The 18285-nt window shown below is 29.4% G+C and carries 21 protein-coding genes and 1 tRNA gene; 8 read left to right on the forward strand and 14 right to left on the reverse strand.

Features of this window, described 5'->3' with window-relative positions:
- Window positions 1–126 precede the first annotated feature (126 nt).
- On the forward strand, window positions 127–1578 hold the full coding sequence (locus tag LACAL_RS09480) for a CotH kinase family protein (RefSeq protein ID WP_013870506.1): 1452 nt from the start codon (window positions 127–129) through the stop codon (window positions 1576–1578).
- On the opposite strand, the gene LACAL_RS09485 is transcribed toward LACAL_RS09480, so the two are convergent.
- From LACAL_RS09485 to LACAL_RS09525, 9 genes are read right to left on the reverse strand one after another with little or no spacing between them, the layout of a single operon-like run.
- Window positions 1579–2784 carry a metallophosphoesterase gene (locus LACAL_RS09485; RefSeq protein WP_013870507.1) on the reverse strand — a complete coding sequence of 402 codons (1206 nt, stop codon included), beginning with the start codon at window positions 2782–2784 and terminating at the stop codon, window positions 1579–1581.
- Between the two features lie 48 nt (window positions 2785–2832).
- Window positions 2833–3471, reverse strand: a complete 639-nt coding sequence (locus LACAL_RS09490; protein WP_013870508.1) for a hypothetical protein — start codon at window positions 3469–3471, stop codon at window positions 2833–2835.
- Between the two features lie 12 nt (window positions 3472–3483).
- Window positions 3484–5604, reverse strand: a complete 2121-nt coding sequence (gene scpA / locus LACAL_RS09495) for a methylmalonyl-CoA mutase (RefSeq protein ID WP_013870509.1) — start codon at window positions 5602–5604, stop codon at window positions 3484–3486.
- Entirely contained in the window at window positions 5604–6302 is a 699-nt protein-coding gene (locus tag LACAL_RS09500; RefSeq protein WP_013870510.1) for a hypothetical protein, read from the reverse strand. Before LACAL_RS09500 ends, scpA begins: the two co-directional genes overlap by 1 nt.
- Before the next feature lie 11 nt (window positions 6303–6313).
- On the reverse strand, window positions 6314–7657 hold the full coding sequence (locus LACAL_RS09505) for a methylmalonyl-CoA mutase subunit beta (protein WP_013870511.1): 1344 nt from the start codon (window positions 7655–7657) through the stop codon (window positions 6314–6316).
- A 1-nt stretch (window position 7658) separates the two neighbouring features.
- Window positions 7659–7955, reverse strand: coding sequence for a septum formation initiator family protein (locus LACAL_RS09510; protein ID WP_013870512.1), 297 nt, complete (start codon window positions 7953–7955; stop codon window positions 7659–7661).
- On the reverse strand, window positions 7955–8563 hold the full coding sequence (udk, locus tag LACAL_RS09515) for a uridine kinase (RefSeq protein WP_013870513.1): 609 nt from the start codon (window positions 8561–8563) through the stop codon (window positions 7955–7957). Before udk ends, LACAL_RS09510 begins: the two co-directional genes overlap by 1 nt.
- A 53-nt stretch (window positions 8564–8616) precedes the next feature.
- Window positions 8617–9036 (reverse strand): cytochrome c, encoded by a 420-nt coding sequence (locus LACAL_RS09520; protein WP_237700984.1) that lies wholly within the window; start codon window positions 9034–9036, stop codon window positions 8617–8619.
- A gap of 2 nt (window positions 9037–9038) precedes the next feature.
- A complete protein-coding gene (locus tag LACAL_RS09525) occupies window positions 9039–10142 on the reverse strand; it encodes a PQQ-dependent sugar dehydrogenase (protein ID WP_013870515.1) in 1104 nt (367 codons plus the stop codon).
- Between the two features lie 116 nt (window positions 10143–10258).
- On the opposite strand from LACAL_RS09525, the gene LACAL_RS09530 reads away from it, so the two are divergent.
- Window positions 10259–10333, forward strand: a tRNA-Pro gene (locus LACAL_RS09530).
- Between the two features lie 56 nt (window positions 10334–10389).
- Here LACAL_RS09530 and LACAL_RS15440 read toward each other — a convergent pair.
- Both LACAL_RS15440 and LACAL_RS09535 read right to left on the reverse strand, forming a co-directional pair.
- Window positions 10390–10542: a hypothetical protein gene (locus LACAL_RS15440; RefSeq protein WP_013870516.1), complete on the reverse strand. Its 153-nt coding sequence runs from the start codon at window positions 10540–10542 to the stop codon at window positions 10390–10392.
- 21 nt (window positions 10543–10563) lie between these two features.
- Window positions 10564–11928 carry an NAD-dependent succinate-semialdehyde dehydrogenase gene (locus LACAL_RS09535; RefSeq protein WP_013870517.1) on the reverse strand — a complete coding sequence of 455 codons (1365 nt, stop codon included), beginning with the start codon at window positions 11926–11928 and terminating at the stop codon, window positions 10564–10566.
- Between the two features lie 198 nt (window positions 11929–12126).
- Here LACAL_RS09535 and LACAL_RS09540 point away from each other — a divergent pair, with 198 nt between their 5' ends.
- The 6 genes from LACAL_RS09540 to LACAL_RS09565 all read left to right on the forward strand — a co-directional run bounded on the left by LACAL_RS09540 (window position 12127) and on the right by LACAL_RS09565 (window position 15326).
- Window positions 12127–12477 (forward strand): YtxH domain-containing protein, encoded by a 351-nt coding sequence (locus LACAL_RS09540; protein ID WP_013870518.1) that lies wholly within the window; start codon window positions 12127–12129, stop codon window positions 12475–12477.
- 3 nt (window positions 12478–12480) lie between these two features.
- The gene (locus LACAL_RS09545; RefSeq protein ID WP_013870519.1) at window positions 12481–12843 is read left to right on the forward strand and encodes a hypothetical protein; all 363 of its coding nucleotides are present in this window, start codon (window positions 12481–12483) and stop codon (window positions 12841–12843) included.
- On the forward strand, window positions 12827–13033 hold the full coding sequence (locus LACAL_RS09550; RefSeq protein ID WP_013870520.1) for a hypothetical protein: 207 nt from the start codon (window positions 12827–12829) through the stop codon (window positions 13031–13033). Before LACAL_RS09545 ends, LACAL_RS09550 begins: the two co-directional genes overlap by 17 nt.
- 141 nt (window positions 13034–13174) lie before the next feature.
- On the forward strand, window positions 13175–13609 hold the full coding sequence (locus LACAL_RS09555; protein ID WP_013870521.1) for a hemerythrin domain-containing protein: 435 nt from the start codon (window positions 13175–13177) through the stop codon (window positions 13607–13609).
- 6 nt (window positions 13610–13615) lie between these two features.
- Complete coding sequence (locus tag LACAL_RS09560; RefSeq protein ID WP_013870522.1) at window positions 13616–14719, forward strand: DNA topoisomerase IB; 1104 nt, start codon at window positions 13616–13618, stop codon at window positions 14717–14719.
- A 154-nt stretch (window positions 14720–14873) separates the two neighbouring features.
- Window positions 14874–15326 (forward strand): PA2169 family four-helix-bundle protein, encoded by a 453-nt coding sequence (locus LACAL_RS09565; protein WP_041301450.1) that lies wholly within the window; start codon window positions 14874–14876, stop codon window positions 15324–15326.
- 82 nt (window positions 15327–15408) lie between these two features.
- Here the strand turns inward: LACAL_RS09565 and LACAL_RS09570 are convergent, their stop codons facing one another.
- The 3 genes from LACAL_RS09570 to LACAL_RS09580 form a co-directional block, all read right to left on the reverse strand.
- A complete protein-coding gene (locus LACAL_RS09570; RefSeq protein ID WP_013870524.1) occupies window positions 15409–16437 on the reverse strand; it encodes an AraC family transcriptional regulator in 1029 nt (342 codons plus the stop codon).
- Between the two features lie 187 nt (window positions 16438–16624).
- Complete coding sequence (locus tag LACAL_RS09575) at window positions 16625–17656, reverse strand: helix-turn-helix transcriptional regulator (RefSeq protein WP_013870525.1); 1032 nt, start codon at window positions 17654–17656, stop codon at window positions 16625–16627.
- A 118-nt stretch (window positions 17657–17774) separates the two neighbouring features.
- Entirely contained in the window at window positions 17775–18185 is a 411-nt protein-coding gene (locus tag LACAL_RS09580) for an arsenate reductase family protein (RefSeq protein WP_013870526.1), read from the reverse strand.
- Between the last annotated feature and the right edge of the window lie 100 nt (window positions 18186–18285).

Raw genomic sequence — 18285 nt, forward strand, 5'->3', positions numbered from 1 at the left:
TTTATATAAAAAGTTTTAAATTTTAAGTTAATTTCTGCCTTAGGCATAACAATTGCTAAAAAATGAGTGTAGTAGAGTTAAAAATAATTTGTTACTTTAACATATATGCAAAATATAAACAGAACAATGAAGCAACTTAAGCAAGTTTTAATATTGGTTATTATTTTTTTTAGTGTAAACCTCATATTTGCTCAAGAAATTATAGCTGAAGCAGGTAGTTACGGTATCGATAATAAAAATAAAATTATTGTTTGGCATATTAAGGATTTAGATTCTATTAATGCTGAAAATAAAAGTATTAGCCAGGTTAAGTTTAATACTGTTTTAAAGTTTGAAAACGTGGTAAAAACATTGTCTTATGCTGAAGCATATAGTGTTAACAATGGGCGTGATTATACACTTTATATTACAAAACTGCCTGTAGTACAAGTTACTATAGTCGACTCTAAAATAAACCGAAACAATAAAATTCCAGGTTATTTTTGTTATTATAATGCTGGTGAACATATTAAAAGCACAATGGGTGTGAGACATCGTGGGAATTTGTCGCTAACATTTGCGAAAAAGTCTTTTGATATAGAGTTTTGGAAAGATAGTATTACTAAACAGAAAAAAGATTTAAAATTTAAAGGACTAAGATCTGATGATGACTGGATTCTTGATGGTATGTTTAATGAGCCTTTACGTTTACGATCTCATATTTCGGCTAAATTATGGACTAAAGTTCATGAGCCTTATTACTCTAAGCTAGAACCAAAAGCTAAAAGCGGAATTGATATTGCTTATGTAGAGTTATTTAAAAATGATGAGTATTATGGTTTGTATCAATTTTCAGAATCTATAGACAGAAAGCAATTACAATTAAAAGAGAACGAAGGTAAAAATATACACGGAGAATTATTTAAAGCCAACTCGTATAAAGGTGGACCAGACTTTACAAAATCTCCAAAATATAATAACCTATTTCCACATTGGAATGGTTGGAGGATTGAGTATCCTTTTATAGATTATAAAGCCGAATGGAAAGATTTAGCTAAGTTTCAAGATTTAGTGGTTAATGGTAGTGAAGATTTGTTTAAAAATACAATTGAAAATAATGTGCATATTGAAAATGTAATTGATTACTATATTTTTATAAATGTAGTTAGAGCAACAGATAACCTTGGGAAAAATTACTATTTAGCTAAATATAATAGTGGTGAGCCTTACTTTTTTGTAGCCTGGGATTTAGACGGAGTAATGGGAATTATACAAGATGGTAAGCAGGAAAAATATAGAAAAGATATTTTAGGAAATGGGCTGTTTAATAGGTTATTGGAACTAAACCCTAATGACTATAAAACCAAAGTAAAATCACGATGGAATGCTTTAAAAACAAATGAATATAGTTATAAAACTTTATTAGCAAAAGTAGATAAGCTTTATAATAAATTTACTAAAAATAAAATTTATGAGCGTGAACAATTAGTTTGGCAAAATAAGTTAAACGAAGTCTCTAATAAAGAGCATTATGAGTATTTAAAGCAATGGTTGGAGGATAGACTTAATATACTAGACGACTATTTTAATAGCCTATAATTATTGCTTTAATAATGTTTTATTTGCTTTATCGTCAATAATATATTCTATACCATTTTCAATAAGTAAGCCTTTTGTGTCTCCAGAGAATTTTTGGTAACCGTGATGCACATCGGTTCTAATAATTTTTCCACTAAAATCAGTAGAAATTTCATTTACAGGAGTATGACCAATAACTATTTTTTTAACATCGTAATATCTTAAAATAGCATCAAGCTCTTCTTTTTTAATTCTGTCGTATTGAAACCTTGTTTTTACTAAACCACGATACCAAAAAGGACCTTTTGGGCTATATAAAAAATTAAGTGTTTTGTTTTTGGGTTTTTTAATGGTATCAAACCTTAAACGAATAAGATTGTTTATATCACTTAAACTTAATTCGTAATCTAGTGTTTCTGGACTAAGTCCTGCATGAACAAATAAATAATCTCCAATTTTTTCAATAACATTTTTTGTAGCTAACCATTTACCTAATTCCGATTCTTGAGAGTAAAGGTATTTTAAAGCTTCTTTTTTATCATCTATGTGACTTATTTCTTGAGCTGCTTTTATATACTTTCCACGATTGTATCTATAATCTCCATGAAAATTAAGTATTTCGTGGTTGCCTAAAATAAAATGAACCATTCCGTTTTGCAATTTGGCTTGGTGTTCTAGCTTGTAAATTAGCCAAAGTACTTGTGTTACGTTTTTTCCTCTATCTACAAAATCGCCACCTAAAACTAAATGTCCTTTACCAAAAATCCAATTATGGTCTTTATCAATTATTTTGTTCGCGAATAAAAAACTAGAGAAAGCATCATATTTGCCCTCAATATCTGAAATTACTACTATTTTTTCTGGTAATTCGTAATTAGTTTCGGGTATTGTATAATTAGATTTTAATGAAAAATAGAACTCATTAAAATCGTTATTATCTGTTTTTACGTGTATAGAATCTTTTTGAGAAATAAGAGAAACAATAAGCTTATTGTTTTTTGTAACTCTATATAATGTATCTTTTATAATGTATGGACCATCGATGCCGTTAAAAAGTATAGGCTTATTTGTTTTTTCTTTTTTATCAGAATTATGATTTTTTACAGCATTTCTTATTGCAATAGAATCTTGTATTGTTGGTTGTTGTGCAAAACCAAAAAACGAAATTAAACATACACAAAAACAGCTTACTAAATTAAAGTTGTATTTATGCTTTCTGCTTTTCATAGATTATTAAATTGTAGTAATCTTAATGCAATTGTTGTTCCAATAATGTTATTTTTTTTTATTTAACTCTTCAAGGTATTCAATAACTTGTTGTTTCCCATATTCACCATAATTAGAAATATAGTTGCCTTGATTGTCAATGACAGAAAAACTTCCATATAAAAAATCGTAAGGAAACAATAAATCTCTAAAATAATGATCTTTATCTTCAATCCAATTAACTAAGTCATCTCTATAATACCTTAAGTTTTTTTGTAAAGGATTATTTATCCAAAAGACAGATACATTTAGTTCTTTTTTTATTTTTTTTAGGTATTTTTTATGGAATATATTCCACTTCGTTTTATTTATAGAGTCTTTTATTTTTGGGTTTTTTGAAAGGTAATTTATAATTATTGTTGAATTTAAATCTATTTTTTTATTTGATAAAACTTCTAATTTTTTCTTTAAATTATTAAACTCATCCTTAGTAAAACTAGCTTTTCTTTTTATTTTAAAAATAGCATTTATATAAGTTGAGTCATTTTCGTATTTTAAGGTGAGATTTTCATCTTTATCTAATAAAGAGTAAAAGGAATCTTTACTAATCTCTTTAAATTCATACGAATAATATTGATTTTTTTTGATTTTTTGGGCATAGCTTAAGCTTATAAAAAAAATAAAAAAAACAGTAATTATTTTATTCATATATTAAATATCTTAATCAATTAAAATTTCTAAAAGAGTAATTGCAGCTTCGCTAATTTTAGTACCAGGTCCAAATACAGCTACAGCACCAGCATCAAATAGATATTGGTAATCTTGTTTTGGTATTACACCACCAACAATTACCATAATATCTTCTCGGCCATATTGTTTTAATTCTTCTATTACTTGTGGTACTAATGTTTTGTGACCGGCAGCAAGAGAAGAAACTCCTAAAACATGCACATCGTTTTCTACGGCTTGTTTTGCAGCTTCTTTTGGTGTTTGAAATAATGGTCCAATATCTACATCAAAGCCAACATCTGCATAACCTGTTGCTACAACTTTTGCGCCACGATCATGACCGTCTTGTCCCATTTTTGCAATCATAATACGAGGCCTTCTACCATCTTGTTCTGCAAATTGGTCTGCTAGTTCTTTTGCTTTTGCAAAAGACGAATCGTCTTTAATTTCTTTACTATACACGCCAGAAAATGATTTTATTTGTGCTCTATATCTGCCAAATACAGTTTCTAAAGCATCACTAATTTCTCCTAAAGTTGCACGTTCTCGTGCAGCTTCTACGGCTAAAGCTAATAAATTTTCTTTACCAGATTGAGCAGCTTGAGTTAAATTATTTAATGCTTGTTCAACTTTTTGAGTATTTCTTTCGGCTTTAATTTTATTTAAGCTTTCAATTTGTTGACGTCTTACAGTTTGATTGTCTACTTCTAAAATATGCAAAGGATCTTCTTCTTTTAAAACATATTTATTAACACCAACAATTACGTCTTGTCCAGAATCTATTCGTGCTTGTTTTCTTGCAGCGGCTTCTTCAATTCTAAGTTTAGGAATACCAGCTTCAATTGCTTTTGTCATGCCTCCCAGTTCTTCAACTTCTTCAATTAAAGACCATGCTTTTTGTGCAATATCATGTGTTAGTTTTTCAACATAATAACTTCCAGCCCAAGGATCTACTGTTTTTGTAATATTGGTTTCTTCTTGTAGAAATATTTGAGTGTTTCTTGCAATTCTGGCAGAGAAATCTGTTGGTAAGGCAATAGCTTCGTCTAACGCATTAGTATGTAAACTTTGTGTACCGCCAAATGCAGCTGCAGCAGCTTCAATAGTTGTACGTGCTACATTATTAAAAGGATCTTGCTCTGTTAAACTCCATCCGCTTGTTTGGCAATGCGTTCTTAAAGCAAGTGATTTTGCGTTTTTTGGATTAAATTGTTTTACTAGTTTAGCCCATAACATTCTAGCAGCTCGCATTTTTGCGATTTCCATAAAATGATTCATTCCAATAGCCCAAAAGAAAGAAAGTCTAGGAGCAAAGGTATCTATATCCATTCCTGCTGCTAAGCCTTTTCTAATATATTCTAAACCATCTGCTAAGGTGTAAGCTAACTCAATATCACAAGTAGCACCAGCTTCTTGCATATGGTAACCAGAAATACTAATGCTATTAAATTTAGGCATGTTCTTGCTCGTGTATTCAAAAATATCCGAAATGATTTTCATAGAAGGTGTTGGTGGATAAATGTATGTATTACGCACCATAAATTCCTTTAAAATATCATTTTGAATGGTTCCTGCTAATGCTTCGGGTTTTACACCTTGTTCTTCGGCAGCAACAATATAAAAAGCTAATATTGGTAAAACGGCACCATTCATTGTCATGGAAACCGACATTTTATCTAACGGTATTTGGTTAAATAAAACTTTCATGTCTTCTACACTATCAATAGCCACACCTGCTTTTCCTACATCTCCAACCACGCGTTCATGATCACTATCGTAACCACGGTGTGTAGCTAAATCGAAAGCTACAGATAGTCCTTTTTGTCCTGCTTCAAGGTTTCTACGGTAAAAGGCATTGCTTTCTTCGGCAGTAGAAAATCCTGCATATTGCCTAATAGTCCATGGTCTACGAACGTACATGGTAGAATATGGACCTCGTAAATTAGGTGCAATTCCTGCTACAAAATCTAAATGTTCTAAACTATCTAAATCTTTTTTAGAGTATATAGATTTAATAGTTATATCTTCTGCAGTCTTTGTAGTTTTTACACTTGTACTGCTTTGATTATTACTAGATTTTATGCTTATATGTTGAAAGTCTTTTCTGCTCATTAATCGTGATTATGTCCTGCGTGAGAATCCTTTTTATCTGTTACTCTTGGGTTCTGTATTTTTGCAGGAGTTTTATTAAAATTAACTTTTGGTTGTTTTGGTGCTTCTAGTTTTTTTACATTCTCAGGATTTAAATTCCAAATGTTTGGGTAGTAGTACTCGAAAGCTAAAAAAGCAATTAAACTTCCATCTGTTTGGATAGATCTAGTGATGCCTTGTAATGGTGGTAAAATTAAATTTTTACGCATACTATTTGTAGTTAGTAAAGCATTAAAAGTTTCTTTAATATATTGGGTTTTTATATTGTTTGATATACAATCTACTATTGGGTGTGAGTAATTTAAAGTTGTAGTTGCGTTTTTAGTAGACCATAAGTTAGATTCTTTTTGCAATTGTTTTGCTATATCAAGACTGTGTTTACTAGCGATAACATCAAAACGTATTCTACCATTATTTAAGTTATTTATAAAACCCGAGTAAGTTTTAAACTTATTGTTTGTTGCATTTTTATCGTAAAAAGCAACTATATCATTTTCGAAAGAATGAATTGCTTCGTTATATAATTCACTATTACTCATTTCGCAAGCCAAAACTTTTGGGCTGGAAGCAAATTTGTATTCAATTTGGTTTTTAGAATTGTCACAGCTTGAAAAGTTTACTAAAATAGCTAAAATTAAAAGTTTAGAAATTGTCTTCATTTTTTAAATATTTATTCTGTTTTTAATCTGTTTTGTTCTAAGGTTTCTGCTAAACGTTTCTCTAAAATAGGTTCAATTAACGTTTTTCTGGCATTCATTTTTAAAAAAGGATAAAGCTCTAACTCTTCTTTCATTCTATCGCTTTTATTAGGGTGTTTATTTGTGCCTAACAATGTGAGTTCGCCATTATCAAAAAGGTTTTGTTCGCTTGTAGCGCTTTCTTTAATTTTTTTCTGGATAAGACCTTCTTTTAATTGATTTAAAAAACCGCCATTGGCTTCAATGTTTTTAAAAAGATCTAATGCTTTTTCTGCCAGTTGAATGGTTAGGCTTTCTATGTAGTAAGAACCATCTGAAGCATTTTCAACACTATCAAAATAGCTTTCATGCTTTAAAACCAATAATTGGTTTCTAGCAATACGTTCACCAAATTCGTTGTCTTTATGGTATAAAGCATCATATGGTAAATTGCAAATTGTATTTGCTCCACCAAGAATTGCACTCATACACTCTGTAGTAGTACGAAGCATATTTGTGTTGTAATCGTAAAGTGTTTTGTTGCGTTTTGTTGGTATTGCAATAATGTTACAATCTCCAGGTAGGTTATATTCTAATGCTAAGGTTTTATAAAGCACTCTTAGCGCTCGTAATTTTGCAATTTCGAAAAAGTAATTGGTGCCAACCGAAACATTAAATGTAATTTGAGATTTTAAACTAGTTTGAAAATGGTTTAAATACTCATTAGCATGCGCTAAACTATAAGCTAATTGTTGTACTATAGTTGCACCAGCATTTTGATATAAGCTTAAATCTACACTTAATGTATTTGTTGAATTGGATGCAATTTTATTAAGTTGTTCGTGGTCACTATTTAAATTAGAATACCAATTTCCAGATCTTGCTAAATTTCCAATAATATCGGTTTGAATATGTGCGTTTTGAAATGCTTTTGTTATTGTATTTGCATATTCTGAATCTAAAAATTGTAATTGAAAATAGAGCGGAGTAGTAGTAGGAATATTTTGTAATAAAGTTGGTATTGAAACCTCTTTATTAGGTATAATAAATTTAATGCTTTCTGCACCACGATTTAAAGCATCTATAGCTTTTGTATTAGATTTTTCTACATCAAACACGAAAATACTTTGGCAAATATGCCATGAGTTTGATGGAGTTTCTAAAATTGGTTTCTCATCAAAATCTGTTTTATGATAAAACGGTTTAACGTTAATATCTTCTGGTGTAGACCAAATTAAAGCATCATTATAATCTGCACCTTTTAAATCGGCTTGAATTTTTTGTTTCCATGCTTTAGCAGAAACACCTTCAAAATCTTTAAATAATGGTTTATTCATTTTAATTTTCTGCTTTAGTACTGTCTTGATATTCTATTATATAAATGTCTTCGTTATCGCGCTTCATGTAATATTCTTCTCTTGCAAACTTCTCGAGACCTTCTTCTTTTTTAAGTTCCTTTATAGCTTTATTGTCTTTAACTATTTCTTTTCTGTAATATTCTTTTTCGTTTTCTATAGCTTTAATTTCGTTATTAAGTTCGTTGTGTATTAATAACGAGTTACTATCAAAAAACAACATCCACACGGCAAAAGCTGTGAATATTAATAAAAAGATATTTTTGAAATATTTAAGCACTAATCTAATTTATCGTTAATAATAGTTCTAACTATATCTACTGCAACTGTATTGTATTTGTTGTTTGGTATTATTAAATCTGCATACTCTTTCATAGGTTCTATAAATTGTTGATGCATTGGTTTTAAAGTGGTTTGGTAACGTGTTAAAACCTCGTCTATATCTCTTCCGCGTTCAGCTATATCTCTTTTTAAGCGTCTAATTAAACGCTCGTCACTATCTGCATGCACAAAAATTTTAATATCAAACATATTACGAATTTTTGGTTTACTAAGTATTAAAATACCTTCTACAATCATTACGCGTTTTGGTAATGTAGTAATTGTTTCTTTTGTTCTGTTATGGTCTACAAAAGAATATACAGGTTGTTCTATACTATTTCCGGCTTTTAAGGTTGTTAAATGTTGTCTTAAAAGTTTGAAATCTATTGACTTAGGGTGGTCAAAATTAATATTTACACGCTCTTCGTAGGTTAATCCAGTTGTATCTTTATAGTAAGAGTCTTGAGATATTATACCAACTTCACCGTCTGGCAATTCATTCATTATTTGCTCTACTACTGTAGTTTTTCCGCAACCAGTACCGCCAGCAATTCCTATTATTAACATGTTTTTTATTTATTAAATTTAACCGAGCAAATTTAGGAATTTAGAACAAACTTTTAGCGTTGAATCTTTGAAACTTCTTCTTCAGTTATTAACGATGTGTTTTTGTTACCCCAACTATTTGTAATGTAGTTCATTACATCGGCAATTTCTTTGTTGCTTAAACCTTGCGGTGCCATATTACTATTATATACTTTACCATTTACAGTAATGCTTCCAGATAACCCATATTTTATAGCTTTAATGCTTGCTTCTCTTTTATTTTTAAGATAATCTGATTTTGCCAAAGGCGGAAATGCTCTTGGTACACCTTTACCGTTAGCCATGTGACATTGCATGCAAAAATCTTCATAAACTTGTTTGCCTTCAGAAAAATCCTGTTTTTCAAATTCACTTTTTTGAACCAATTTTTTATTAGATGAATTACAACTACTTAATAAAAATAGCATGCAAAAACCGAAGCTTAATAATTTCATATTTATTCTCTAATTAATTTTACAATTCCTAAATTTTCTACACCAACATAAATAAAACCATCTGGGCCTTGCTCAATAGATCTTACTCTTCCAATACCATCTAAAAGTCTTTCTTCTTTAACTACTTTTCCGTTTTTAATTTCACAGCGATCTAGGTAAGTGAATTTTAAAGAGCCAACTAGTAAGCTACCATTCCAATCACCGTATTTTTTTGAGTTTATAAAAGCCATACCGCTTGGAGCTATAGATGGCGTCCAATAATGCAATGGTTGCTCCATGCCTTTTTGCTTTGTTTTATCTGTAATACTAGTTCCAGAATAGTTTTTGCCGTAAGTAATTACAGGCCAACCATAATTTTTACCTTTTTGTATAATATTTATTTCATCACCACCTTTTGGTCCATGTTCATGTGTCCAGATTTCTTTTGTATCTGGATTTAGTTCCATGCCTTGCGGATTGCGATGCCCGTAAGACCATATTGCTTTTTTTGCGCCTTTGGTATTAATAAACGGGTTGTCTTTTGGCACACTGCCATCATCATTTAACCTATATACTTTACCACCATCTCTAGATAAGTCTTGTGGGTTAACATCGCGTGCGCCACGTTCTCCAATGGTAAAAAATAAATATCCGTTTTTATCAAAAACAATTCTAGATCCAAAATGTTGCCCTTTTGTAGTGTTGGGCTCTGCTTTATATAATAATTGTTTATTAATTAATGTGTTGTTTTTTATTTTTGCTCTCATAATTGCTGTATTTCCACCATTATTTTCTCCTTTTGGCGAAGCATAAGAGAAATATATCCAACCATTATTCTTAAAATCTGGATGTAAAGCAATATCTAATAAACCTCCTTGACCGCGAACATAAATTTCTGGTAAGCCAGTTATTTCAATTTTTTTATTATTTGTATAGTGTATTATTTTTCCTTCTTTTTCATTTATTAATATAGAGCCATCTGGAAGAAAAACAAATCCCCAAGGATTATTTAGCTCTGGTACAATGATTTGGTGGGTGTTTTTTGTGTTTATAGGGTTTTTATCTTGGGCGCAACTCAAGGTTGAAATTAATACAAAAAGGTATAGCGATAGTGTTTTTATTTTCATGAGAAAAAAAAGTTTTTACAATTTACGATAAATTATACACTGTAATTTATAAAATAAGTTATATTTGCACCTCCTAAAACTAGAATAATATCTTTTTTAAGTTAGAATTCTAAATTCGGGGTGTAGCGTAGCCCGGTTATCGCGCCACGTTTGGGACGTGGAGGCCGCAGGTTCGAATCCTGCCACCCCGACAAAAAAATCCAATCTAAATTTAGATTGGATTTTTTTTATTTATAACTATAAGTGTTTAGAACCACTTAAATATTAGTCCTGAGGCTACAACGCCTACTACCAGAACTATTAATGCTATAATTACAAAAGTTGAAACACTTTTTGTTGTTTTATCTTTTTGTAAAATATAATCGTTTCTTTTTTCGTCTTCGTCTTTAATTAAGCTCATTATTTTTGTTTTTGTTAGTTATTACTTATTTATGTATACAGTTTTTATGTTTACAAACTCATGTATACCTTCGTTTGATAATTCTCTACCATAACCAGAGGCTTTTGTGCCTCCAAACGGCAGTCTTGGATCAGATTTTACTAATTCGTTTATAAAAAAAGCGCCATCTTCAATATGTATAATTTTTTTTCTTGCGGTTTCAATGTCTTTTGTAAAGAGCATAGTACCAAGTCCAAATTTACTGTTTGATGCTTTTTCTATAGCATCATCTAAATCTTTAGCTTTAATAATTGGAGCTACTGGCCCAAATGTTTCCTCTTTAAATACTTCCATATCTTCTGTAATATCTGTTAGTATTGTTGGCGAGAAATAGGCTTTTTCTTTTTTGTTACCTAATATTACTTTAGCTCCTTTTTTTATAGAGGCTTCAATTTGTTGTTTTAAATCTTCGGCTAAATCTTCTCTTGCTTGAGTTCCTATTTTTGTGCTTTCTTTTAAAGGATCGTCAAACGTATAACTTTCAACTTTAGATTTAAATTTCTCTAAAAATTCATCATAAATGCCTTCTGTAACAATAAATCTTTTTGCTGCTATACAGCTTTGACCAGAGTTTTGAAATCTTGCATTAACCATTGTATCTAGATATTTATCTAAATCTGCATCATCTAAAACTATACAAGCGTTATTTCCGCCTAGCTCTAAAACAGATTTTTTAAGCACTTTGCTTGCTGTACTTGCAATGCTAACTCCTGCTTTTTCGCTACCTGTTAAGGATACAGCTTTAATTTTGCTATCTTGAATTAAGTTTTCTATAGTGTCATGATCTGTTACTAAGGTTTGAAAACATCCTATAGGATAGCCTGCTTGCTCAAAAATTTCTTGTATTGCTAAAGCGCAACCTGTAACATTTGATGCGTGTTTTAATAAGCCAGTATTTCCTGCAGTTAGTGTTGGTACGGCAAATCTAAATACTTGCCAAAAAGGATAATTCCATGGCATTACTGCTAGAATTACACCTAAGGGATCGTAGCTTACAAAACTCTCGTGTGCTTCGGTTTCAATTATTTGATCGGATAGAAATCTATCGGCATTTTTTTCATAAAAGTCACAAAGCAATATACATTTTTCAATTTCTGCTCGACTTTGAGAAATAGGTTTACCCATTTCTAAGGTGATGAGTTTACTATATTTTTCAATGTTTTCATTTAAAACATCTCCAAGTTTAATAAGTAAATTGGTTCGCTTTTTTATACTAGTTAATTTCCAGTCTAGAAAAGTGCTATGCGATGCGTTGAGTACAGATTGTGTTTTTTGTTTAGAAAACAGCTCGTAATCATCAAGTTTCTCACCATTATAAGGATTGTATGTTGTTAGTGTATTCTTCATATTTTTGTTGATTCATTGATAAAATTCTACAAAATTTCTTAAAAAACGTAGTTTTGGTGATGGATTAACAAACATTTAGCAGTTTCTTTAAGTTAATTTTAAGAGTAAGTTATAATGCATATTGTAACTTTGTTTAGAACGTTAGTAGCTTATTTACTAACAAGATAACAAACAATATTAACAACTAAAATTAAAAACATGAGTAATAGTAGTAATACAGCATTAGGTCTTTTATTAGGGTCTGCAATAGGAGCAACTTTAGGAATTTTATTTGCACCAGATAAAGGTGTTAATACCCGCAGAAAATTAACAGATGAAGCTATTTTGGCTAAAGATAAAGTTGCAGCTGGAGCTGTAGATTTAAAAGATCAAATACAGAGTACTGTTAGTTCTGGTAAAGCAACTTTAGAAACTCAATTAGAAAGTGTAGTATCTAACGCAAGTTATAAAGCAGATGATATTATAAACACTTTAGAGAAGAAACTAGAAGCTTTAAAAGAAAAAAATAAGCAGTTGCAAAAGGATACAGATTTAAAGAAAACAGTATAATAAATGTCTGTATTTGAATCATTAAATGACGCTTCAACAAAAGCAGTAGATAAGTCTGAGTTATATTTAAAAAAAACACACGATTTCTATAAGCTTAAAATTTTTGAACAACTAACAAAATCTGTTAGTATGTTGTTTAAAGTTTTAGCTATTGGTGGTGTTTTTTTAATAGGTATATTTTTTATGGCTATTTCACTGTCTTTATATATAGGAAAACTGTTAGATAGTTATACTGCAGGCTTTGTAATTGTAGGAATAATATTTACGTTAGTATCGTTAATATTATTTGCATCAAGAAATTTTATAAACACGTTTGTAATACAAAAAATATCTAAATCCTTTTTTAAAGATGAGAAAAGTATATAATAGTTTTGAAGATATAGAATTAGATCTTAAACGCTTAGACTTAGAACGACAAATAGCAAAAGAAGAGCTAAAAGCTGTTAAAGGAGAATTAAAAGAAAGTTTACAGCCATCTCAATGGATGCAAACTGGAATTAAGGTAGCAGGAAAATTAGGTTCTATGGTTTTACTAAAAAAGTTATTTAAGCGATAGGCATTATTTTAAAATACAATTTAAACCGGATTAATTCCGGTTTTTTTACGCAAAAACGTTTCTTTTTTGATTTATAGGATTATTAGTCAATTTTATATTTCATTAATTTTATAACAAACCAATAACCAAAAACAATACATTATGAATATTTTTGAAGCCTTAAGAAAAGACCACGAAATACAACGTGATTTACTAGATAAATTAGTAAAAACCTCTGGAGATACTAAAGAAAGAGATGCCCTTTTTAAAAAAGTAAAACAAGAATTAAAAATTCATGAAGATGGAGAAGAACGTTTTTTTTATATCCCATTAATAGATGACGATTTAACTCAAGACCAAGCCAGACATGCAATTGCAGAGCATCATGAAATTGATGAAATATTAGAAGAGCTTGAATCTATGGATTATGATTCTTCTGGTTGGTTAAAAGTAGCCAAAAAATTAAAAGAAGAAGTTGAGCACCATTTGGATGATGAGGAGCATACAATATTTCAAATGGCAGGAAAAGTACTGTCTAGTAAGCAAAAAACGTCATTATCACAAGAGTACCAAAACTATATAGATGCTCAACGATAGTTAACAATGGCAACTAAATTAAATAGCGATACTTTTTTAAAGCAATTATGGCATGAGCCAGAATTAGCTATAGAAAAATTAAACTTAGTTTATGCAAGCGAAAACGAACTTAAAATTAAAAGAAAAAGAAATAAAAAATCTTTTATTTACGAGTTTGAAGGAAAACCTATAAATGATAAAAAAGAATTAAATCGCATTAATAGCTTAGTAATACCGCCAGCTTGGGAAAAAGTTAATATATCGTATTTAGAGAATACACATTTGCAAGCAACAGGTAGAGATGCCAAGTATAGAAAACAATACCGTTATCATCCAACGTGGAATAAAATTAGAAACCAAACCAAATTTTATCGTATGCGTTTTTTTGCACAATCTCTACCCTTAATTAGAGAGCAAATAGATCTAGATTTAAACCAAAACGGTTGGCCTAAAACAAAAACTTTAGCGCTAGTTATTAGATTAATGGAAGAAACCCATATTAGAATTGGTAATTCTCAATATGCAAAAAGAAATAAAACCTATGGGTTGTCCACACTACGTACTAAGCATGTAAATGTAAATAAAGATGCAATAAGATTTGAGTTTATAGGGAAAAAAGGAAAAGAACATTCTATAAGTATTCGTAATAAAAAATTAATTTATTTAGTAAATAAATGTCAAGAATTACCGGGATGGGAACTCTTTAAGTATTTTGATGAAAATGGTGATAAGCATACTATATATAGTAGTATGGTAAACGAATATATTTATTCTTTATGTGAACAGCATTTTACAGCGAAAGACTTTAGAACTTGGGCAGCATCGGTAGTATTTTTAGATACTATATATGATTTGGGTTTAACTGAAGATGATAAAATTAAAGATAAAAACATTATTAAAGGTTTAGATGCTTCAGCAAAAGCATTAGGTAATACAAGAAATGTATGTAGAAAATACTATGTGCATCCCGTTTTAATTGAAAGCTATAAAAATAACTCTATTGCAAATGCTTTTAGTATTATAGAAACTAATACAAAGCCACAACCTAACAGAACAAAAACTGAAGAAGCTTTGCTTTTTTTACTCAAAAAATTTAAACCAGAATTTGTATATAATACTAATAGTCAATAGCTTTTTTAACGTTATATTTTGTTAAAAATATTAATAATTTTTTGAGTCATTATAACTTTTAAATACGTCAATGATTCACTTCTTTTAGTGTTAATTTTATAATATAAATAACAAACGTTATTTGAAATTAATATTAACTAAAAACAAAAATATTATGGCAACATACACAGAAGAAGTAGGAACAAAACTTAATGATTTATTAGAAAGAACGTACGATGCTGAAAAAGGATATAAAAAAGCAGCAGAAAACGTAGATCACACTGGACTTAAAAACTATTTTAGTAATAAAGCACAACAGCGTTACGAATTTGGTCACGAATTAAAAGAAGAGATTAAAGCTTTTGGTCAAGAAGTTGACAAAGGTGGAAGTGTAAAAGGATCTTTACATAGAGCTTGGATGGATACAAAGGCGCTTTTTTCTAATGAAAATGAAGAGAGTATGCTTGAAGAATCTATTAGAGGTGAAAAAGCAGCAGTAAGCGAATATAGCGATGTAATGGAAGACGTTAGTTTACCAATGTCTACCAAATCTATATTACAAGAACAAAAGTCTAAAATTGAAACTGGTTTAAATACCATTAAAGGACTTGAAGATATTGTTGACTAGTTATTTTGGTTGGTTAAATAACTAGTTAAACAAAAAGGATACCTATTTTAGGTATCCTTTTTTTTATACTATAAATATTACATTATGTAACAGGTTTACTTCGTATTATTTTTCTGTAACGTTTAGGACTACAGTTGTATTTGCTTTTAAAAATTTTACAAAAGTAACTTCTACTTGTAAGTCCTATGGAATATACAATTTCAGAAATGTTTAAATCTGTTTCGGCTAGAAGTTTTTCGGCTTTATCTATTCTTACATTTCTAACAAAATCGGCAACAGTTGTATCATGCATGCCTTTAAAACCTTCTTGTAATTTTGCTGGAGACATCGTGATTTTTGAACATAAACTACTTATAGAGTGTTGAACTTCTGGATTAGAAATAATATGTTCTGTAATTTGTCTTATTTTTTGTAATTCGAATTTAGATAATGTAGCAACACTGTGTTCATCAAACATTTCTGTATAGAACTGGTCTATGTGCAAAGCTAAAATATGTTGGTAATTACTTTCAATTTTTAAAACATTAGCAATAGAATTATCAATTTTAATAGTGTTGGCATGCCTTAAAAAATCGGCAATTTTTAAATTATAAGAACTTTTAAAAACTTTAGACTCTAGTGCTTCAAAAGCGCGAAGTAATTGATCTAGTTGTATTGTTTTTTCTATAGGATTTTTACAAAATTTATTAAAATAATTGTCTTTATCTATGGTAATCAAATTAAAAATAAATTTAATGTCCTTTTTAATGTTAATTTGATTTTTTTCATTTTTAAATGCACCAATTATACTTGGCCTAAGTTCTTCAATTTTAATATATTTTTCATTTTTTGGCGATTTAAAGTAAGTATTACCTTCGGTACAATAAGCAAAAAATAATAAGTTACTTTCGTTTTCTCCTATTTTATAAACAATATCCTCGTTTAAGGTTATATTAAAATCTAAAACTGTACTACCTTCATTTAAGCTATAATGTTTTACTATACCATTTCCTATGGTATTATTAAACTCTAATGTGTAGATACCGTAATCCTCGGTAATTATACCTCCAAATAAATCTTTTAACCTAAATATTTGTTTAGGAAAAGAATTAATACTCTTTATATTTTTCATAGCGTCGCAATCTTAATGTTAAATTAATGGTAGATTGGTTGGTGGTTTTGCTACAAAAAAACTTTTTTTTTGCTCTATCGATTAACATTATTGAAACGTAGAGTAACACTTTTGAGTGCTTTTAAATTTAAAAGGTATTTGTTTTAACTTATTTTGAAGTTTATATTATAAAAAATATAATTATTAATTATGCCGATTTGCTTTTGCGCTTACGACACTGCAATAAGTATTCTTTTGGTGTAACGCTATAGCGTTCTTTAAAAAGTTTTGAAAAATAACTTCTGGAATTTATACCAATTTTATATGTTATTTCGGTGATGTTTAAATCTGATTTTTCTAAGAGATTTTTTGCATATTCAATTTTTTGATCTCTAATATACTCGTTAACAGAGGTTGAAAATAATTGCTTAAAACCAGATTGTAATGTGTTTTGATTTAAGCCAACGCGCTTTGCTAACGCGTTAACACTAATTCGTACATCTAACTCTTTTTTTATAATTGCCACAGCTTTTTCAATTTTTATAATTGAAGATTGCCTTATTAATTTGTGGCTGTTTTTAGAGTTGTTTTTATCTACATAAAGTTGTAGATATCTCATAATAACCTCGTATGTTTTACCTTCTAAAAATACAGATTGCATAAAATCTGTAAGTTCACAAGTTTTAAACTCCTCAATTAACTCTGCTATATCAAGTGAAAAATAACCATTGTAATAAAACTTATTAATACCATTAAGGTCTCTAAGTAAGGTTTCTAAATCTTCACTCATATCACCAATAAACTGTTCTACTTTACTTTCAAACAGTTTTCTATTAATTTGAATATAGAAAAATGTAATAGGCTTGTTGCTATTAAAAACAAAGTTTTGGCACTCATTAGTGCTTGGACTAACCATAACACTCTCTAGCCTATTAAGTTTGGTGCTATGTTCTTGATCTATAAATTGAATTGGCGCATCAAGATTTAAAAATATTTTTAGAGGGTTTATTTTTTCTTTCTTAAAGGTAAGCGTCATTTTTTCGTTAATAAGAAAATCTGCCAAAATAATACCAACACCGAAATCAAACTCGATAGCTCTAAAATGACCATCACCTAATTTTTTAGGCAAATCGAAACAAAGTTCATTATTGTCTTCATCATGATCTGTACCTAAAACCTTTGAAAGTTCTAGAACAATATCTTTTATTGAGTCGTGATTTATAGTTGCCTTAATAGCCATATTTTAATAAAGTGTTTAATTATACTCACCAAACTTATTTGTAATACACAAAAAAAACACATTAGTAAATAATGATAAAGGTGTTTTAAAAAGTAGAATTTAAAATTAAAGAATGTGTTTAGTTAGGGTTTTGGGCATCAATATCTTTGCCTTTAACTTTTAAAAAAGAGAGAGCTTTAGATGGTGTTTCTATTAAGTTATACGAGTTTCCTGTAATTAAAATAGGACACTTTAAAGTTTCTGGATGTGCATTTAAAATTTTTATCCAGTCTTCTTGAGATAGGTTTGCTGGTGTTTTATAGTTTTTTACAAAATCTGGATGCTCACAATTTACTAATTCGCTTAAAGTTAAATTAAGTTTTTGAGCTAATGTAGCCCATTGTGTGCCAGTAATTTTTGTTAACGAAATATCTACCGTTCTAATTTTTCTTTCTGCAGCTTCAATATAAGGTAAGGTTTGTTTGCCTAAAGATGTTTTAGAATTGTAATATAATATAACTTCATTTTCGTTGGTTGCTATGCTGCTCATGGTAATTAGTTGTGTTATTATTTCATAAAGTTAAGTTTAACATTTAACACTATTGATACAATTAACATCTTTTTTTGACATTTTTAATAAAATTTTAAGT

The organism is Lacinutrix sp. 5H-3-7-4 (genome assembly GCF_000211855.2).
Classification (GTDB): Bacteria; Bacteroidota; Bacteroidia; order Flavobacteriales; family Flavobacteriaceae; genus Lacinutrix.